Raw genomic sequence first — 18,305 nt, forward strand, 5'->3', positions numbered from 1 at the left:
AAGAAAGTACCAGCGAGTTTCCGGAGATTGCAAGTCTGTGACTGTCCATGGCGCGTGACGCATTGCTTCAATGACTTGCGTCAGAGGCGTTGAGACGGCGTCGCCGCGGCCCGTCAGGCCTGGCTTGGAGGGGGGCAATTCCAGTCGGGGCCGGGTTTTCCCCGCGCGAGGAATTGGAGGCGCACGCGGGCGTGGAGCCCCACGTGGGCTCCGGCATGCCTGCGATGGGCGGAGGGGAGTCCGGCGCGTCAGCGGCGCTTGGGCCGGGACTTCTTCGCGGCGGTCTTCTTGCGACGGGGCTTCCGGGGTGGCTCCGTCACTTCGGCGAAGCGCGCGCCGGTGATGCCGGCGTGCTCCAGGGCTTCCTTGATGCCTTCGGACACGATGAAGCTCACCGGCCAGCCCCACGTGCGGAACACGCGGGCGCCGTTCGTCTTCGACGGGTCCACCCGCAGCCCCTGCACGTTGCGGTAGTGGCCCACGCGTTCGGGCGGGCTGTCCTCGGCCGTGTAGTGGACGACCTCGGCGCAGGCCCGCTCGTCGATGCAGCGCACCAGCCGGGTGGCGACGAGGATGAAGTACGGCTCGCGGCGATCCTCCACCTCCACCGGCAGCACCTGGACGTCATCCGGCGCCAGCTCGCGGAAGACAGAGGCCACGCGCGCGGAGACCACCGGCGTGAGCCCGGCGCCCGCCAGCGAGAAGTCGAGCGGCGGTCCAGGGGGCTTCACGGACAGGCGCAGCTTTCCCGCGCTCCGCACCCGGGCGCCGGAGGTGAAGAGCCAGACGGAGTCCAGCTTCTGGCGCGCGTCCACGGGCACGGGGTCGCTCAGCTCGGGCCGCCCGGGGATGCGGAAGTCATCGTGAAGGTCGAAGTAGCGCGTGGCCCGGGTCGTGCGCGGCGAGGCCCTGCGGGCGGCCGTCTTCGTCCGGGACCGCGGGTCCGCGGTCACGTCGGAGAGGAGCATCTGCCGGGGGGCATCCGGCAAGGGACCGGAGCCGCTTCTCGGGGTGCGTCGCGTCAGGACGCGGAGCGCCTCGGTGAGCCGCCTGAACATCCGCCAATGTTATGTCCCCGCCCCCGGTTTGGGGCGAGGAAGTAGCAGCGGACCGGGCTCCCCGCCGCCTTCCTGCCCGCTCGCGGGCCCAGGGCTACCAGGTGGTGTGCAGGGAGTAGTTCCCGGCGCGCGTATCCAGGCTGAGGAAGGAGAACTGCCCCTCCGAGCACGTCCCGCTGTTGAGGAACAGCTTGCTGCCGTGTTCCACGCGCAGGCCCAGGTGGGTGTGGCCGGTGACGACGATGTCCGCGTTGTTCGCGTTGGCGCGCGACACCGCCCAGCGCTGGAAGGTGCAGCGCTCCGGGTCCGGAAGCGCGTTGGTGATTTTCAGGTCCAACTCCTGGAACCAGCGGAACATCGCCCGCAGCCGCATCCGCCGCAGCCACGCGCCGGCCCACACCGCCGCTTCCGACAGGAGACGCGCCTTGCGAATCATCCAGTCGTGGTGGTGTCCGTGGGTGAACAGCATTCGCACCCCGTCCGCCTCCAGAATCATCTGCTCGGGGGCGCCCAGCACGGTGCCGGCCACCAGGTCGTGGTTGCCGTGGATGTAGTGGTAGCGGGGCAGCTCGAAGCGCCGGACGATTTCCGGGTGCGCCGCGCGAGCCGCCATCAGCTCCGCCACCTTCATCCCAGGCGCGCGGGGCGTGAGCGTCTCGAAGATGTCGCCCAGGAGCACGATTCGCTCGAAGTTACCTTCCAAGAAACGAAGGAACCGCAGGAAGCCGGAGTCGTCGTGCCCGAAGTGGTCGGCGGCGTCGCGCCGCCCGAGATGGAGGTCCGAAATCACCGCGATCCGCATGCGCTCTCCTGAAGTGCGAAGGAAAGGTAGGGATGGCGCGCGGCGGATGAATGGTCGGCGCGCGAAAATCTCGCTGCATCCAGATGCCATTCGTGTGTCGTCACCGTACGCCCTTTCCTCGTGGCCCGGCATCGCTGCTGTCTGATCCGGGGTTGTTCCCACGGTGCGCACGAGAGGCGATTTCGTCCATGCGACCCGCGTGCCTCGTGTCGCAACGCGGATGAATCCCGATTCGTTATCGGACATCTTGAAATCGTGTCGAAAGGACACTAAGAATGTGTCCAACAGACACGAAGAGGGGGCTATGGTCATCGGATACATGAAGGCGGCGCCGACGACGTACGTGATGCAGTTCGAGGGGGGAAAGGTGGTCCGGGAGGGGGCGGGGCTCTCGTTCTTCTATTGGAAGCCGTCGGCGACGCTGGTGTCGGTGCCGCTGTCGAGCGCGGACGTGCCCTTCGTCTTCAACGAGGTGACGCGGGACTTCCAGGCGGTGACGCTTCAGGGACAGCTCACGTGGCGGGTGACGGACCCGCGGCGGCTGTCCTCGCTGCTGGACTACTCGCTGGGGGCCACGGGGCGTTACCGCTCGGAGGACCCGGAGAAGCTCGAGGAGCGGCTCGTGCAGGTGGCGCAGGTGCGGGCGCGCACGGTGGTGCAGGGGCTCACGCTGCGCGAGGTGTTGGTGCGCTCGGATGCCATCGAGGCGCAGGTGCTGGCGGCCCTGGCGGAGGCGGAGCCGGTGAAGGCGCTGGGCGTGGAGGTCATGGCCTTCTCGCTGCTGTCGGTGAAGCCGTCGCCGGAGATGGCGCGGGCGCTGGAGGCCGAGGCGCGCGAGGCGTTGCAGCGCGGCGCGGACGAGGCCATCTACGCGCGCCGCAACGCCGCGGTGGAACAGGAGCGACGCATCAAGGAGAGCGAGCTGGCCACGGAGCTGGCGGTGGAGGCACGGCAGCGCCAGATTCGCGAGGCGAAGATGGCGGCGGACATCGCGGTGGAGGAGCAGCGCGCCGAGCTGATGACCCGCTGGGGCGAGAACGAGCGGCAGGCCGCGGACGCCCGTGCGTACGCGCTGGAGAAGACGCTGGCCCCCGTGCGCGGCGTGGACTGGAAGACGTTGATGGCCACGTCGGCGAGCGGCGGCGACCCGGCGCTCAACATCGCGCTGGCGTTCCGGGAGATGGCGGAGAACGCGCAGCGCATCGGTGAGCTGAATGTGTCGCCGGACCTGCTGCGCTCGCTGGTGGGGGCGTCGGGCTACCACGGCCAGGGCTCGGGGACGAAGGGCCGCTAGCGCTGCGCGGGGAGGGCGTCATGTACGAGAAGATCGTGCTCGTCACCCGCCGCACGCGGATGGCGGGCCTGGTGGAGCGCTTCAACACGAAGAAGCAGGCGAAGTTCTACGTGGAGCACGCCGGCCAGGACTTCGACGAGTTCTCCCGCGAGGACGAGGCGTACCGGCGCAACGTGGACACGCTGCGGGACTCGCTGTCCGTCGGTCTGCCGGTGCAGCAGGTGGACCGGAGCCTGGTGCCCACCTTCCTCTTCACGGGCAAGGAGGTCGTCGTTGTCGCGGGGCAGGACGGGCTGGTGGCCAACGTGGCGAAGTACGTGGGGGAGCAGCCCCTGGTGGGCGTGAACCCGGACCCGGAGCGCTTCGACGGCGTGCTGTTGCCCCATGCGGTGGCGGGCGCGCGCCGAGCGGTGCGACGGGTGCTGGACGGACATGCGGTCTACAAGCGCGTGACGCTGGCGGAGGCGCGGCTGGAGGACGGACAGCGGCTCTTGGCCTTCAACGACTTGTTCATTGGCGCCCGCTCCCACGTGTCCGCGCGCTACCGGCTGCGCACGGGGGACCAGGAGGAGTCGCAGTCCTCCAGCGGAGTGGTGGTGTCCACGGGCGCGGGCGCCACCGGGTGGCTGTCCTCCATCTTCAACCTGGCGCGAGGCGTGACGGCGCGCTCGGGCGGCGTGCCGGGCCCGGCCCTGCAGTTGGGGTGGGAGGACCCGCGGCTGGTCTTCGTGGTGCGCGAGCCCTTCGCCAGCCGTCACTCGGGCGCGAACCTGGTGATGGGCGATGTGACGGAGGCGTGTGAGCTGGTGCTGGAGTCGCGGATGGCGTCGGAGGGCATCATCTTCAGCGACGGCGTGGAGGAGGATTTCCTCCGCTTCGGAGCGGGGGCCACCGCGCGCATCCGCCCCGCGCAGCAGCGCGCGAGGCTGGTGGTGGGCTGAGCCCGGGGCCCCGCGCGGAGGTCTTCCGCCCGGGGCCCGGCCCGTGTTTCAGGGCGTGATGGTGATTTGCACCGTCGGGCACGACACGTCCGTCGCGCGGTATTCACCGTTGGGGGCGGGGACCGGCTGGCCCTCCTGCGCGACGTCCATCAGCGGGCCGCGGAAGGCGATGCGGTACGTGCCGGGCGCCCGCAAGTCGTAGTAGCGCGCCGCGTCCACCTTGCCCTCCGCGGACGCGCCGGGCTCCAGCGTGATGTAGCTGCTCGCCGTGGGCGGCGCGCGCTTCGCCATGGGCCCGCGGTATTCGAGCGCCGTGTTGTCACGGGACACGTCGAAGATTTTGTTGAGCACGCCCTCCAGGGGCGTGTGCCAGGTGAGCACGCGCACGGGCTTGGCCGTGGGGTTGCTCAACTGGAAGACCAGCTCCACCGGCTCGCCCGTGCGCACCAGGGCGGGGCCGCTCAGCGTACACGTCAGCTTCGTGGCCACCGCGGAGGCCTCCTGTTGCGTGTCGTCTTGGGGCGCGGGTGCGCCTTCCACCGGCGAGGATGGAGGTGTTTCCTGCCGCGCCGCACAGGCGCCCGTCATCATTCCCAGGCACAGCACCGCGACGCCAAACCGCCTACCACGTGAGAACACCATGGGCTCCCTTCCCGGAATCGGACGCGGGCCCGAAGGCCGCGTTCCTGGTCCGTTGCATGTTAACGCGTGGGTTTCGTGCGCACGGTGACGTTTTCGGTGGCGTTCAGGGGCGCGCATTTCCTGCACGGGCAGACCGGCGCGTGAATCAGAACGGGCGCACGTAGGCGGTGAGCAGCAGCACCACGCCCACCACCTTCATGGCCATCAACGGCCCCAGGTTGAGCACCACTTCGTCGAACAGGTTCTCGTCCGGAAAACGCATGACGCCGTTCCTTTCGCTCCGCGTGTATCGCGAAGTCGAAAGGGCATTGAGCAAGGCGCGGGCCAGCATGCGCGCACGGGCGGCGGCGCAGGCTCCCGAGTGCGTTTCTTGCGCGCGAGGCGCGCGGGGCCCTCGCGGACCGTTCGTGAATGGGACGGGCGCGTGCGGTGCTGGCACTCGCGTTCCTCCGCGCGCACGTGCCGCGCGCCCGTCTGGACAGCAAGCAGCTACTTCGCCGCGGACGCGCCTTCTTGCGCCAGCGTGCGCACCAAGTCCAGCGCGCGCCGCACGTGCTCGCCGACGCGAATCTGCGACTCGAAGCTGTCGCGCACGATGCCCGAGCGGTCCACCACGAAGGTGACGCGTCCGGGGAGCAGGCCCAGGAACGACGTGGACACGCCGAACGCCTCGCGGGCCTCGCCGCGCTCGTCGCTGAGCAGCTTGAAGGGCAGCCGGTGCTTCGTCGCGAAGCCCTCGTGCGATTCCGACGAGTCTCCGCTGATGCCCACCACGTCCGCGCCGGCGGCGACGAAATCCTCGTATTGGTCCCGCAAGCTGCACGCCTGCGCGGTGCAGCCCGGCGAGTCATCCTTCGGGTAGAAGTAGACGACGAGCACCTTCTGTCCCACCAGCTCGCGCAGCCGCACCGGCTGGCGGTTCGCGCCCGTGAGGGTGATGTCGGGTACCGCGTCGCCTTGCTTCAGCAGCTTCGTCTTGGCCATGCCGTCCTCGCGTCGCCCCGGAGTCGGCCGGTGCGTTCAACGCCGGGCACATCCCATCTGGCCCGCCGTGCGCCCACAAGTAATCCGCCAGTCGCCGCGCCACATGCCTCCCGCGCGGGGAATGCACGCGGGGATGCGTCACCCCAGGGAGGGGCGTCATCGTCGACCCGGGAACGCTTGCCTGCCTTCCGGGCAGACCACCCACCAGGACACATGTCGCAACGCCTGAACGGTGCATCAACTCGGATTGATACGGCGCCTAATATTTGATGCCGCGCCCTTTTGAATCTTCAGGGCGCGCGGCGCATCTCTAGAGTGTGGGGGATGCGATGGCGCTCCCCCGTCCGGCAGGCGACAGCCCTGTGCGCGGCCGGACCCGAAATTTCGGGCACCACCGCTGTGGTCGCCTTAGTTTTCGTTGCAGGCAGAGACAGCTTAGGTCAGAGGTCAGGGCGGAAACTTTCGCCGGAGTTGCGCTGCGCTTCGTTCAGGCGTAGGACGCAGCTTCGGGGGGTTGGTCAGGAGCGGACATGGTCGGCCTCGTCGTCGCAGCGCACGGACGTCTGGCGGAGGAGCTGGTCTCCACCGCTGAGCAGATCGTGGGAGAGCTTCCCGCGGTGGCAACCTGTAACATCGAGCCTGGGACTCCCGTCGAGGAACTCCGGGCGAAGATGAAGCAGGCGGTTGCCCGCGTGGATGAGGGCTCCGGTGTCATCATTCTGGCCGACCTCTTCGGAGGTACGCCCTGTAAGGAGTCGCTGATGATGTGTCAGCGAATGAATGTGGAGGTCCTTGCTGGCGTCAACCTGCCCATGCTGCTGAAGGCGAACTCGCTCCGTTCGGAGGAGTTGTCGCTACCGGAGATGGCCAACCAGCTGGCTTCCCATGGCCAGCGCAACATCACCTGCGCATCCGCCCTGCTTCGCGAGGCCCAGCAGCAGCCGCGAACTTGACGGACCCGCGCGGGTCGGCGATTCGAGACTGCCGTGATCACCCTGGTCCGCGTCGACAACCGCCTCATCCATGGTCAGGTCGTCGAGGCCTGGCTCCCGTTTCTCAAAGTCTCCCGGGTCGTCGTGGCGGATGACGAGGCGGCGTCGAGCCCGCTCATCCGCGCGGCCATGGCGCTGGCCGTCCAGAGCGCCATCGAGGTGCAGATTCTGCCCTTGTCCCAGGTGGACTTCGCCGCCCTGTCCAAGGACGGCGTGCGCACCCTGGTGCTGCTGCGGGACGTGGCCTCGGTGCCCTTCGCGCACGCGCACGGGCTCGCCATGGATGAGCTGAATCTGGGCAACGTGCACTTCGGCACCGGCCGCAGGCAGGTGTCTCCGTCCGTCTTCCTGGCGGAGGCGGAGCTGAAGACGCTCCAGCAGCTCTCCGACCAGGGCGTCCGCGTGGCGGCCCGCGCGGTACCGGCGGAGAAGCCCGTGGACCTGCCGGACCTCCACGAGCGGTGGGCAAAGGCCGGGTGAGCGCGTGAGCGTCGTCTGGACCCAGGTGGCGCTCGCGGGACTGTGGGGCGGACTGGTGGCGCTGGAGCGCAAGGCGTTCCTCCAGGCCATGCTGTCCCGGCCCCTGGTCGCCGCCACCGTCATGGGCGTTCTCCTGGATGACGTGGCCTCGGGGCTTGCCATTGGCATGCTCCTGGAGCTGTTCTTCCTGGGCACCGCCAACCTGGGCGCGGCCCTGCCGGAGAACGACACCCTGGCGGCCACGGGCGCCAGCGCCGCCGCGGCCACGTTGTCGGCGGCCACGGGCGCGGGCTCCACGCCGGCCATCTGGTCCCTGGCGGTGCTGCTCTTCATTGGCCTGGGGCGCGTGGGCCGCCGCGGTGACCGCTTGCTGGAGGGCTACACGGCGCGCCTGGCGCGGGTGGCGTTGGCCTCCGCGGAGGCGGGCGACCTGACGCGCGCGATGCGGCAGAACCTGTGGGGGATGTGGCCCCACTTCGGGGTGTACGGCGCGCTCACCGCGCTCTGCGCGCTCTTGGGCTTCTACATCGAGCCGCTGCTCCAGGCGCTTCCGCCGGTGGTGGTGCGCGGGCTGGCGTGGGCCTGGCCGGCCATGGCGTCCGTGGCGGCGGCCATCGCGGCCCAGGGCAGCCACGCCCGGCGCGCGCCGCTCTACGCGGGGCTGGGCGCGGCGGTGGTGACGGTGTCCGTCGTCAGCGTCCTGCTCCTGGAGGCCCGATGAGCACGGCCCCCGCGACGCTGGGCTTCGGGGTGCTGCTGCGCGTCTTCCTGCGCTCGCTCTTCCTGCAGGCGTCGTGGAACCCCAAGGGCATGCAGAACCTGGGGCTGGCCTACGCCGTCTACCCTGCCCTGGCCGCGCTGTACCCGGCGGGCGCCGCGCGCGAGGAGGCGGTGCGCCGGCACCTGGTCTTCTTCAACACGCACCCCTACGTGGCGGCGGCCATCGTCGGCGGCGTCATCAACCACGAGCAGCGCATCGCCCAGGGCGAGGAGACGCCGGACAAGGTGGTGGCCTTCAAGGCCGCGCTCATGGGCCCGCTGGCGGCGCTGGGGGACGGCTTCTTCTGGCTGTCGCTCAAGCCCGCGACGGGCGCGGTGAGCGCCGCGCTGGTGCCGCTCCTGGGCGTGTGGGCGGTGCCGCTGTTCCTGGTCCTCTACAACCTGGTCCACGTGCTGCTGCGGGTGCGCCTGTACTGGCTGGGCCTGACGCTGGGAGACCAACTGGTGGAGGCGGTGGCGCGCGCGAATCTCCCCGCCCGGGGCGCGCGGCTGCGGGCGGTGGCGGCGACCAGCGCGGGCGGTGTGGCCGCCTGGCTGGCGGTTTCGTTCGGGACCAACGCGGGTGGCCTGTATGCGCCCCTGCTGGCGGCCGGGTGCCTGGCCTTGGGGGTGGCGTCCTACGTGCTAGTGAGTCGTCGGGTGCCGAACTACGTGGTGCTCTATGTCGCGGCGGGCCTGGCCTGCGTGGCGGGAGCATTCCTTTAAGGAGAGTGGGAGTCGAGATGGCAAGCGTGGTCGAAGGGACGTACGAGATCATCAACGCGCTGGGGCTCCACGCCCGGGCCGCGGCGCAGATGGTCAAGGTGGCCAACCGGTTCAAGAGCGAGGTCACCATCGAAGCCCAGGGACAGCGGGCCAATGCCAAATCCATCATGGGCGTGCTGATGCTCGCCGCCGCGCAGGGCACCCAGGTGAAGCTCACCTGCAAGGGCGACGACGCGGATGCATGTCTCCAGGAGCTGGCGAAGCTCATTGGAGACCGTTTCGGCGAGGCGCAGTGACGGGCTGTTGGGATAACGCGGTAGCGGGACAGGAGCGGAAGGAATCGTGAGCAGCCAGGCCACCCCCACTCTGAGGTTGTTGGGCATCGGCGCCTCTCCCGGCATCGCGGTGGGGCATGCCTTCATCCTGGACCGCAAGCGCATCCGCACGCCCAAGTTGCGTCTGGCGGAGGCGGAGGTCGAGCCCGAGCGGATGCGGATGAAGACCGCCATCGACCTGTCGGACCGGCAGCTCGCCGAGCTGAAGGACCAGATTACGCGCACCGAGGGCAGCGACCACGCCCTCATCCTGGAAGCGCACCGGTTGATGCTCCACGACCCCATGCTCGTGGACGAGGTGAACCGGCTCATCATCGAGGACCGCATCAACGCCGAGTGGGCCGTCCGGCGCGTGGCGCGCAAAATCAAGCACCTGTTCGACAACATCCCGGACGAGTACTTCCGCGAGCGCCGCTCGGACGTCGACTATGTCGCCGACCGCATCATCCGCAACCTGATGGGGCAGGTGGTGGACGAGGAGGTGGAGGTCCCCGCCGAGGCCATCGTCGTCGCGCATGACTTGTCCCCCGCGGACGCCGCGCTGATGGCGCGCAGTGGCCGGGTGGCGGGCTTCGTGACGGACCTGGGCGGCCAGACGAGCCACACCGCCATCGTCGCCCGCGCGCGGGAGACGCCCGCGGTGGTGGGCGCCGGCCGGGCCAGCGAGCAGATTTCCCCGGGCGACCTGGTGGCCATGGATGGCATCCGGGGCGTGGTGCTGGTGAACCCCTCGGAGGAGCAGCTCGCCGTCTTCCGCGAGGAGCAGCGCCGCTATCAAGAGAGCGAGCGGCTGGCGCTCGCCACCAAGGATTTGCCCGCCGTCAGCACGGACGGCTTCCAGATTCGCCTCAACGGCAACATCGAGTTCCTGGAGGAGATCCCCTCGCTGCTGGCGCACGGCGCGGAGGGCATTGGCCTGTACCGCACCGAGTTCATGTTCCTGGACCGGAAGACGGCGCCCACCGAGGAGGAGCACTACCGCGCCTACCGGCAGGTGCTCGAGGCCATGGGCGGGCGTCCCGTCACCATCCGCACGTTGGATTTGGGCGGCGACAAGGTGCCGGGCAAGACGAAGCACGAGAAGGAACCCAACCCGGCCATGGGCCTGCGGGCCATCCGCTACTGCCTGTCCAACCGGGAGCTGTTCCGCACGCAGCTTCGCGCGCTCCTGCGCGCCAGCGTGCACGGCAACCTGCGGCTGATGTTCCCCCTCATCTGTGGCGTGAGCGAGCTGCGCGAGGCCCGCAGCGAGCTGGAGGCCTGCCGCACGGAGCTGGGCCGCGCGGGCGTGCCCATCGGCAAGCGTTTCCCCGTGGGCATCATGGTGGAGACGCCCAGCGCGGCCACCATCGCGGACCGCCTGGCCCAGGAGGCCGACTTCTTCTCGGTGGGGACCAACGACCTCATCCAGTACTCGCTGGCCATCGACCGCCAGAACCGCGAGGTGGCCTACCTCTACCGCCCCCTCCACCTGTCCGTGCTCCGGCAGTTGCGCGGCATCATCGACGCGGCGCGGGCGGCTAACATCCCCGTGGCCATGTGTGGGGAAATGGCGGGAGATCCGCTCTACACGTTGGTGTTGCTGGCGCTGGGCTTCGACGAGCTGTCCATGACGTCGGGGCAGATTCCGGTGGTGAAGCGTCTGCTTCGCCGGGTCAGCCGCACGGACGCCATGGAGCTCCTGCAGAACGCCATGGAGCTGACCACCGCGGAGGAAATCGAGCGGTACGTGCGCACGGAGATGGACCGCCGCTTCAGCGAGACGATGGAGCCGGAGGCCCCGGGTGTAGGGAACCCGGAGCCCGCCGACCATGAGCCGCGGGAGCACGGGGCACCGCCTTCCGGGCGCAACACGGCCTGAGCCCCCGCCCCCATGAGGGCGGGGTGTACGGCGATGGCTTGCCAACACGCCTACCGGACCCGAAGGGGATTCCGGTTGCGGACGGGCATGTGCAACTTGCTGGGACGGGCATACGGCTCGCCCCAGGAGCAAGCATGTTCAATCCCGCGAACATCCAGATGGGCATGACAGCGAGAGACCGGGATGGTGAGAAGGTGGGCACCATCATCGCCGCGGATGCGGCCGGGTTCTTCATTGGCAGAGGGCGCCTCTTCACGCGCGACTGCCGCTTGGCCTTCTCGGATGTGACGGACATCGACGGCGACGACGTCTACTTGCGCGGAGAGCTCTCGGAGCTGCCGGACCTGCGTCCCGAGGCGCTGGCGCCCTCGCGGCGCACCTCCACCACCGCGGGGCTGCCGCTCCAGCATGACCTCACGGGCGGGCTGGGTTGGGCGGACGAGGACGCCGACGAGGAGCCTTCGTCGCCCTCCGTGCGCCAGGCGTCCGGGATGGCGCAGCACTGGGCGGGCGGCGGTGATGACGCGGCGCCTCGCCGTGAGGCGCCGACGGATTCACGCCGGCACACGCGCCACTGAGCCGCGCCAGGCTCACCAGCTTGATTTGATGACGCCGGGAATCTCTCCCCGGAGGGCCTTCTCGCGCAGCGCGATGCGCGAGAGGCCGAAGCGCCGCAGGTTGCCGCGGGGCCGGCCGGTGAGCGCGCAGCGATTCGTCACACGGTTGGGGTTCGAGTCGCGGGGCAGGGACGCCAGGGCGTCCTGGGCCTCGCGGCGCTCTTCGTAGGACAGGGAGACGTCGCGGACGCGCGCCTTCAGCGCCGCGCGGCGCTTCGCGTACTTCGCCACCAGGGCCTTGCGCTGCTCGTTGCGCGCGACCTTGCTCTTCTTCGCCATGACGGTGTCTTTCTCGGTGCGAGGCCTCGTCGTCAGGAGACGGACTCGCTCAGGGGTTCGGGGGAGGGCACGACGTTGAGGTGGGCGGGCGGCGCTGGCGCTTCGTCCGAGTCGTCCCCGGCGACGTCCACCATCAGGGGCGGCGCGTACTCACGGCCATGCGGCCGGTGCCGCGCGGCGCACCGGAGCCTCGGCGCGCGGGTGGGACGCCCATCACGGCGGCGCATCAGAGCTTCACGCCTTCCGCGAGGAGCTCCCGCACGACGCGGTCGATGCCGCGCTGGTTGATGATGCGGATGCCGTGCGCGCTCACCCGCAGCTTCACGAAGCGGTTCATGCTGGGCACCCAGAAGCGGTGCCACTGGAGGTTGGGCAGCGAGCGCCGCTTGTGCCGGTTGTTGGCGTGAGACACGGTGTTGCCGACGAGCGGCCGCTTTCCGGTGACCTGGCAGACCTTGGACATGGTGGGGGCCTCTAGAGTGCTTCGATGGAGAGGAAGAGCCGCCGTCGGCCACTGCCGGCGATGGCGGGGGAGCGATGCACGGCGCCGTTGCCCCGGTTGTCGGGCCACGACTCGCCCTTGAGGAGCGCCACGTCGAAGCGCTCCAGCGCCCGCACGGGCGCCCCTGGCCTCGCGGTGGGACCCCGCGCGCCGCGCAGGACATGGGCGTTCTCCAGCCATTCGGTGGGCGGGCCCGCGTAGGTGCACAGCAGCCGGACGCCCACGCGGTCCACGTGGAAGCTCGGGCATATGTCTTCGCCGAGGATTTGGAGGCGCACTCCCAGCTCCGCCGCGCCGAACAGGTCCGCGTAGAGCCGCGCCAGGAAGTGCACGCCCGCGAGCCAGGCCTCGAACAAGGGCCCCTGGGGCAGCCCTTCGAGCCGGGGTCGCAGGTCCGGGGCGTCGCCGCGCACGCGCGCGATGACGTTCAATGCGTGCGTGGCCGTCACCTCGTTGAGCCAATGTGTCAGCGGTGCGTCGAAGCCCCTGCGCCAGACGCAGAGGTTGAGCCCTTCACGGTAGATGTCCGTGAGCGCCTCGGGCGTCCACACGAAGGCCTGGGTCTCCTCGGGGTGGGCGGGGAGGGCGTGCGCGGGTGGCATCAGGCGCCCTCCGCTTCCCGTGACGGTTCGGCCTCGTCGGTCCGCAGCACCACCCATTCAGGGAACGGGTCTTGGAGTTGCGCCCACTGCGCCGAGTCCCGCGCCAGCTCCTCGGGCGTGAGCAGGCAGGCCTCGAGCAGCCGCGCCATCTCCTCGTGGTCCGCGTCCTGGGTGATGAAGACGATTTCCTGCCGCCGGTCACCGTGGGGCCCCACGCACTCGCGCTCGATGTCGGCGCGGGACGCGGCGTCCTCTGGCCACTCCGCGCGGGGCATCGCGTCCCACCACATGCCGCCGGGCTCGAAGCTGCACGCGCCGCCCGCCTGGGCCCAGACGCCCGCGATGTCCATCCGCGACGCGAGCCAGAAGAAGCCCTTGGAGCGCAGCACGCCCCGCCAGCTCCCGTGGATGAAGTCCCACAGCCGGGAGGGATGGAAGGGCACGCGGCTGCGGAAGACGAAGCTGCGGATGCCGTACGTCTCGGTCTCCGGCGTGTGCTCGCCCCGCAGCTCCCGGAGCCAGCCGGGCGAGCGGCGCGCGCGTTCAAAGTCGAAGCGGCCGGTGTTGAGCACCGCCGTCAGCGGGACGCGCCCGCGCTCCGCGGGGACAAGCGCCGCGCCGGGGTTGAGCTTGCGCAGGATGTCCCGGAGCCGGGCGGCCTCCGCCTCTGGAACCAGGTCCAGCTTGTTGAGCACGAGCACGTCCGCGAACTCCACCTGCTCCACGAGCAGGTCCACCACGGTGCGTTCGTCCTCGTCCGCGGCGGCCAGTCCTCGCGCGGCGAGGTCATCCGCGGCGTTCCAGTCCCGCAGGAAGTGCAGGGCGTCCACCACCGTCACCAGCGTGTCCAGCCTCGCCACGTCCGACAGGCTCTGTCCGGATTCGTCCGCGAAGGTGAACGTCTCCGCGACGGGCAGGGGCTCGGAGATGCCGGTGGACTCGATGAGCAGGTAGTCGAAGCGGCTTTCCCGCGCGAGCCGGGAGACCTCCAGGAGCAGGTCCTCGCGCAGCGTGCAGCAGATGCAGCCGTTGGACAGCTCCACGAGCTTCTCGTCCACGCGGCTCAGCGCCCCGCCGCCCGCCTTCACCAGCCGGGCGTCGATGTTCACCTCGCTCATGTCGTTGACGATGACCGCCACCCGCAGGCCCTCGCGGTTCTGGAGGACGTGGTTGAGCAGCGTCGTCTTGCCCGCGCCCAGGAAGCCGGAGAGCACGGTGACGGGCAGCCGGGGTGCCGTCACGGTTTGCCCTCCACGAACAGCACGTGCTTGCGCACGCGCGGGTCGTACTTCCTAAGGTGGAGCTTCTCCTGCGACTTCCGCTTGTTCTTCGTCGTCGTGTAGACGAAGCCCGTCCCGGCCGACGACACGAGCTGGATGATGGTTCGGTTTCCCTTGGGCATGGTGGGCTCCGGTTGTGCGGACATGACGGGGCATGCCGCGGCCAGGGGCCGCCGCGATGACACGCCAGAATTCGATTTGGTGTCCGGAGTGTTGTTGTAACTAAGTTGCGTTATTGGCGCAAGGCTCGCTGCAGGCGGGCGTGCGCGGAAGCGTGCGCGCCGTCAGGCGGGGTCGTCCTCGTCCTGCTCGCGGGTGAGGCCCCGGCGGGCGCGGTACCGCTTGATGGCGCGCTCCAGCGGGCGCAGGCCCGCGAGGCACATCAAGGCGATGGCGGTGGTGGTGAGGGCGGCGAAGGGAAAGCCGAGTCCGGCGGCCAGGCCCACGGAGGCGGTGAGCCAGAGGTTGGCCGCCGTCGTCAGGCCCTTCACCTGTCCGTTCTGGCGGAGGATGACGCCCGCGCCCAGGAAGCCGATGCCCACCACCACCTGGCTGGCGATGCGGCTGATGTCGCCCCGGGTCCCCTCGGGCGTGTGCGGGCCCAGCGCCACTTCAATGAAGACGCTGGCCAGCGTGAAACAACAGGCGCCCAGGGAGACGAGGATGTGGGTGCGCAGCCCCGCGGCCTGGCCGCGCACCTCACGCTCCAGTCCCAGCACGCCACCCAACAGGGCGGCCAGGACCAATCTCAGGGCGACTGTTTGCTCATCCACGAAGGATGAACCTACTCACCCAGCTCGATTTTCTCGTCCTTGTCGGCGTCGTTCAGTTCGGGATTGGGCAGGGTGTCCAGCGTGGCCGTCAGCAGCTTGCTGGTGGGCACGACGTAGGGGGCCACCTCTTCGCCCAGCTCCTGGACGTACTGGCCAATGCGCTGCTCGTAGTCCGCGTCCTTGGAGTTCCAGCTCCCGGCGGCCTCGGCGGACCAGACCTCTTCGCCGTCGCGGCAGCGCACGAGCTTCGCCACCACGGCGGCCTCGGCGCCGCTGCCCCTGAGCGCGATTTGCGGCGACAGCCACAGCACGCCCTCGAGGCCCTCCACGCACAGCGCCTTGAAGGTGGCGTCGGTGGGGACGTCGGGGAGCGCCGCGCTCTCCTTCACCAGGAAGTCCCGGTTCTGGTTCACCCACTGGCGGGCGATGAGGCTCCACAGCTCGCCCACGGCGACCTTGCCGTCGGGCAGCGGCTGCGTCACCACCACCAGCCGCTTCACCTGGTGCTTGTCCACCGTGTCGTAGTCGGGGCGGAGCCGCTGGCTCTTCACCGCGGAGCATCCGGACAGCAGGCCCAGCCCGAGCACGGGCAACAGTCGCTTCATCATGATGTCCCTCTCCCGGCCCCCTTCTTTGGGAAGGGGGCCTCCGTCAGATGCACGCCCGGGCCAGACGGCTCAGGCCGCCTTCGGCTCGGAGTCCTTGCCACCGCCAGCCGAGCCGCCCTCACCCGAGGGCTTGCCCGACTCGCGCTGACGCCGGTCGTACATGAGCTGCATCACCGCGGCCAGCACGGTGAAGGACACCACCAGCGTGGTGATGAGGCCAATGCACGCTACCAGACCCATGGAGCGCAGGCCGTTGTGGGCCGCGGCCAGCAGCGCCGCGAAGGCCACCACGGCCGTCAGCGTGGAGGACGCCACGGCCGCGCCCACGCTGCGCAGTGCCACCAGGGGGGATGTGCCCTCCAGGAAGCGATGGAGCAGGTAGAGGCCGTGACTCACGCCGAAGCCCAGGAGGATGGGCAGGATGATGATGTTCATGAAGTTCAGGCGCAGCCCTGTCAGCGCCATGATTCCGAGCATCATCGCCACGCCCACGCCCAGCGGAATCACCGACGCCAGCGCCAGCTTCACGTTGCGGAAGTCCAGGAAGTGCATGGCCAGGATCCACAGCGCGGTGAGCACCACGGTGAGCTTGCCGTCCCAGAGGACGATGCGCGCCAGCCGCGCGTAGAGCTGCGTGGCGCCCGCGGCGCGGAACTCCTTCTCCACCGTGGGGGCCTTCGGGTCCCACGCGTCCTGGTCGAACTTGCCCGGGGTGTACGAGGCCTTGATGACCCGCGTCTCGTCGGAGAACGCCAGCATCTTCTGGCCGTCCATCAGGTCCACGCTGGCGTAGATGTACGTCAGGTAGCCGTGGTTCTCCGGCTTGGCGGAGGGCAGGTTGCGGAACTGGGCGGTGTAGTTGGCCGGCACGCCGTGGACGTCGAAGGGCTTGGCGTCCAGCACCTTCTGGAAGAACTCCGCGTTGGCCTGCATCTCCGGCGGCAGCGCGGCGACGGAGAAGCCGTCCGCCTCGAGCTGCGCCATCTCCGCCTTCCACTCCTCCAGCACCTTGGCGTTGGCCGCGGCCGTCTCCGCCGGAGGCACGAAGGTGAAGATGCTCACCACCTGGTCGATGGAGGGGTACTTCTCCGGATTCTGCGTCAGCTCCCGGTACACACCTTCGGCCTCGTCCAGGTCCTTGGTGTAGATGGCCATCGGGTCGCTGGAGATGTTGAAGCGCTCGTTGATTTCGTCCTGGAGCAGCACGGACGACATGCCGTCGGGGATGAGCGCGCGGGTGTTGTAGTTGAAGCTGACGCCGTACTTGAGGCGCTCGAAGAAGCCCAGCTCCACGCCTTTGGGCGGCTCCTCCGAACCGGCCCAGGGCACCGCGGCGGCGCAGATGAGCGCGACGATGGCCGTGCTGACGCCCAGCACCAGCTTCGGCTTGGGGATGCGCAGCTCCTTGCCCGTGGTGGCGGAGTTGGTGGGCGGCGGCTTCATGATGCCGATGAGCTTCTGCGGCAGCTCCGGGTTGATGCGGCCGGCCAGCGCCAGGATGGACGCGCTCCAGCAGAACAGCGTCAGGCCCAGGATGAGGGTGCCCGCGCCGGCCAGGAAGCCGAACTGGCTGAAGCCGCGGAACTCGCTGACCATCAGCACGAAGAAGGAGCCGGCGGTCACCACCGCGGCCACCGCGGCCGGACGGCCCGCGTTCATCACCGCGTCCCGGATGGCCACGTCGTACGGCTTGCCCGCGCCCAGCTCCAGCCGCGTGCGGAAGATGAAGTGGATGCCGTAGTCGATGCCGAAGCCGAGCAGGATGCCGCCCAGGATGGACGTAATCATGTTCAGCTCGCCCACCGTCGCGTAGGTGAAGCCGAGCGTGTAGAGCGTTCCCACCACCGTGCCGATGACGACCAGGAAGGTCGGCGCCAGCTTGCGGAAGAAGATGATGGTGATGAGGAAGATGGAGCCCAGCGCGATGAGCGTCACCGGCTCCAGCGAATCTTCAATCGCGTAGGAGTCATCCACCGTCGTCTTGTAGGAGCCGGTGAAGCCGTAGGCGATGGTCTTGTCATCGCCCATCAGCTTGTAGTCCTCGACCAGCTTCACCTTGCCGGGCTGCGCGGAGTACGCGTCAATCTGGCCCTTGAGCCGCTCCAGGTACTCCTTCGTCTTGCCAATCTCGGTGTTGTCCCACATCGGCTTGACGAGCAGCATCAACATCTTCTTGTCGTTGGAGATGTTGTAGTCGTCGCGGATGCTCTTCTTGCCAATGGAAGAGTACTTGTCGACCAGGTCCTGCATGTTCAGCTCGACGGGCTTGGAGCCGCCCAGGTCGATGAAGAACGGGTTGCTGCGCTTCAGCTTGTCGCGCAGGAACTCCATGATGCGGCGCTTGCCCTCGACCAGGTCCTCCGTCTTCACGAAGAGGACCATGTTCTGCTGGATGAACTCGACGGGCAGCTTGTAGGAGACGTTGCGCACGTTCTCCTTGTCCGCCTGGAGGATGGCCGCGAGGTCGTCCGCGGTGCGCTTCATCGCGGCTTCGTCCGACGAGCGCAGGGCGACCATGAGGAAGCCGCTGCCGCCCACCATGTCGATGACCTGCTTGACGTCCTTCACCTCTTCCAGGTCCTGGGAGATGAGGTCGAGCTGGTTGGAGTTGATGTGCAGCTTCGACGTTCCCCACAGGGATACGGCCAGCAGGGCCAGCATCACGAGGAGGACGGAGCCTGCCCGCTGGACCAACAGTCCGGCGAAGGCGTGGGCGAAACGGGAGTGGGAGTTCGAATTTCTATCGCCGCTCATGCGGCGGGGACCCTAC

General features: G+C 69.1%; 22 protein-coding genes. 9 read left to right on the forward strand and 13 right to left on the reverse strand.

Annotated elements, in window-relative coordinates; translation table 11 throughout:
• Positions 1-248: 248 nt before the first annotated feature.
• Together A176_RS01650 and A176_RS01655 are read right to left on the reverse strand one after the other, a co-directional pair.
• Positions 249-968, reverse strand: coding sequence for an imm11 family protein (locus A176_RS01650; RefSeq protein ID WP_021781420.1), 720 nt, complete (start codon positions 966-968; stop codon positions 249-251).
• Positions 969-1,152: 184 nt separating this feature from the next.
• The gene (locus A176_RS01655; protein WP_002633217.1) at positions 1,153-1,860 is read right to left on the reverse strand and encodes a metallophosphoesterase family protein; all 708 of its coding nucleotides are present in this window, start codon (positions 1,858-1,860) and stop codon (positions 1,153-1,155) included.
• A 304-nt stretch (positions 1,861-2,164) separates the two neighbouring features.
• Between A176_RS01655 and A176_RS01660 the strand changes: the two genes are divergently transcribed.
• Both A176_RS01660 and A176_RS01665 read left to right on the forward strand, forming a co-directional pair.
• Positions 2,165-3,154 carry an SPFH domain-containing protein gene (locus A176_RS01660; protein WP_002633216.1) on the forward strand — a complete coding sequence of 330 codons (990 nt, stop codon included), beginning with the start codon at positions 2,165-2,167 and terminating at the stop codon, positions 3,152-3,154.
• A gap of 20 nt (positions 3,155-3,174) precedes the next feature.
• Positions 3,175-4,095 carry a diacylglycerol kinase catalytic domain-containing protein gene (locus A176_RS01665; protein WP_002633215.1) on the forward strand — a complete coding sequence of 307 codons (921 nt, stop codon included), beginning with the start codon at positions 3,175-3,177 and terminating at the stop codon, positions 4,093-4,095.
• A gap of 48 nt (positions 4,096-4,143) precedes the next feature.
• On the opposite strand, the gene A176_RS01670 is transcribed toward A176_RS01665, so the two are convergent.
• Both A176_RS01670 and A176_RS01675 read right to left on the reverse strand, forming a co-directional pair.
• Positions 4,144-4,737, reverse strand: coding sequence for a hypothetical protein (locus tag A176_RS01670; RefSeq protein ID WP_002633214.1), 594 nt, complete (start codon positions 4,735-4,737; stop codon positions 4,144-4,146).
• A 489-nt stretch (positions 4,738-5,226) separates the two neighbouring features.
• Positions 5,227-5,721, reverse strand: a complete 495-nt coding sequence (locus tag A176_RS01675; protein ID WP_002633210.1) for a peroxiredoxin — start codon at positions 5,719-5,721, stop codon at positions 5,227-5,229.
• 530 nt (positions 5,722-6,251) lie between these two features.
• Here A176_RS01675 and A176_RS01680 point away from each other — a divergent pair.
• From A176_RS01680 to A176_RS01710, 7 genes are all read left to right on the forward strand, one after another.
• On the forward strand, positions 6,252-6,674 hold the full coding sequence (locus A176_RS01680; RefSeq protein ID WP_002633208.1) for a PTS sugar transporter subunit IIA: 423 nt from the start codon (positions 6,252-6,254) through the stop codon (positions 6,672-6,674).
• Between the two features lie 33 nt (positions 6,675-6,707).
• Positions 6,708-7,193, forward strand: a complete 486-nt coding sequence (locus A176_RS01685; protein ID WP_002633206.1) for a PTS sugar transporter subunit IIB — start codon at positions 6,708-6,710, stop codon at positions 7,191-7,193.
• A gap of 4 nt (positions 7,194-7,197) precedes the next feature.
• Positions 7,198-7,914 (forward strand): PTS sugar transporter subunit IIC, encoded by a 717-nt coding sequence (locus A176_RS01690; protein ID WP_002633204.1) that lies wholly within the window; start codon positions 7,198-7,200, stop codon positions 7,912-7,914.
• Positions 7,911-8,678, forward strand: a complete 768-nt coding sequence (locus A176_RS01695) for a PTS system mannose/fructose/sorbose family transporter subunit IID (RefSeq protein WP_002633203.1) — start codon at positions 7,911-7,913, stop codon at positions 8,676-8,678. The genes A176_RS01690 and A176_RS01695 overlap by 4 nt, the downstream gene beginning before the upstream one ends.
• Positions 8,679-8,695: 17 nt before the next feature.
• On the forward strand, positions 8,696-8,974 hold the full coding sequence (locus A176_RS01700; RefSeq protein WP_002633201.1) for an HPr family phosphocarrier protein: 279 nt from the start codon (positions 8,696-8,698) through the stop codon (positions 8,972-8,974).
• Positions 8,975-9,020: 46 nt separating this feature from the next.
• The gene (gene ptsP, locus A176_RS01705; protein ID WP_044890510.1) at positions 9,021-10,874 is read left to right on the forward strand and encodes a phosphoenolpyruvate--protein phosphotransferase; all 1,854 of its coding nucleotides are present in this window, start codon (positions 9,021-9,023) and stop codon (positions 10,872-10,874) included.
• A gap of 134 nt (positions 10,875-11,008) precedes the next feature.
• Positions 11,009-11,452, forward strand: a complete 444-nt coding sequence (locus A176_RS01710) for a hypothetical protein (RefSeq protein ID WP_002633197.1) — start codon at positions 11,009-11,011, stop codon at positions 11,450-11,452.
• Positions 11,453-11,464: 12 nt separating this feature from the next.
• On the opposite strand, the gene rpsN is transcribed toward A176_RS01710, so the two are convergent.
• From rpsN to A176_RS01755, 9 genes are all read right to left on the reverse strand, one after another.
• A complete protein-coding gene (rpsN, locus tag A176_RS01715; protein ID WP_002633196.1) occupies positions 11,465-11,770 on the reverse strand; it encodes a 30S ribosomal protein S14 in 306 nt (101 codons plus the stop codon).
• A 32-nt stretch (positions 11,771-11,802) separates the two neighbouring features.
• Positions 11,803-11,997 carry a hypothetical protein gene (locus A176_RS01720; RefSeq protein ID WP_002633195.1) on the reverse strand — a complete coding sequence of 65 codons (195 nt, stop codon included), beginning with the start codon at positions 11,995-11,997 and terminating at the stop codon, positions 11,803-11,805.
• Positions 11,997-12,233: a 50S ribosomal protein L28 gene (rpmB, locus tag A176_RS01725; RefSeq protein ID WP_002633194.1), complete on the reverse strand. Its 237-nt coding sequence runs from the start codon at positions 12,231-12,233 to the stop codon at positions 11,997-11,999. The genes A176_RS01720 and rpmB overlap by 1 nt, the downstream gene beginning before the upstream one ends.
• Positions 12,234-12,244: 11 nt before the next feature.
• The gene (locus A176_RS01730) at positions 12,245-12,874 is read right to left on the reverse strand and encodes a DUF1826 domain-containing protein (RefSeq protein WP_002633193.1); all 630 of its coding nucleotides are present in this window, start codon (positions 12,872-12,874) and stop codon (positions 12,245-12,247) included.
• Positions 12,874-14,115 carry a zinc metallochaperone GTPase ZigA gene (gene zigA, locus A176_RS01735; protein WP_002633192.1) on the reverse strand — a complete coding sequence of 414 codons (1,242 nt, stop codon included), beginning with the start codon at positions 14,113-14,115 and terminating at the stop codon, positions 12,874-12,876. Before zigA ends, A176_RS01730 begins: the two co-directional genes overlap by 1 nt.
• Positions 14,112-14,276 carry a 50S ribosomal protein L33 gene (gene rpmG, locus A176_RS01740; RefSeq protein WP_002633191.1) on the reverse strand — a complete coding sequence of 55 codons (165 nt, stop codon included), beginning with the start codon at positions 14,274-14,276 and terminating at the stop codon, positions 14,112-14,114. The genes zigA and rpmG overlap by 4 nt, the downstream gene beginning before the upstream one ends.
• Positions 14,277-14,438: 162 nt before the next feature.
• Positions 14,439-14,927: an MgtC/SapB family protein gene (locus A176_RS01745; RefSeq protein WP_021781415.1), complete on the reverse strand. Its 489-nt coding sequence runs from the start codon at positions 14,925-14,927 to the stop codon at positions 14,439-14,441.
• Positions 14,928-14,938: 11 nt separating this feature from the next.
• Positions 14,939-15,535: an MXAN_6521/LA_1396 family lipoprotein gene (locus A176_RS01750; RefSeq protein WP_002633189.1), complete on the reverse strand. Its 597-nt coding sequence runs from the start codon at positions 15,533-15,535 to the stop codon at positions 14,939-14,941.
• Between the two features lie 69 nt (positions 15,536-15,604).
• Complete coding sequence (locus A176_RS01755; protein WP_002633188.1) at positions 15,605-18,289, reverse strand: efflux RND transporter permease subunit; 2,685 nt, start codon at positions 18,287-18,289, stop codon at positions 15,605-15,607.
• Between the last annotated feature and the right edge of the window lie 16 nt (positions 18,290-18,305).

This window comes from Myxococcus hansupus (genome assembly GCF_000280925.3).
GTDB lineage: Bacteria > Myxococcota > Myxococcia > Myxococcales > Myxococcaceae > Myxococcus > Myxococcus hansupus.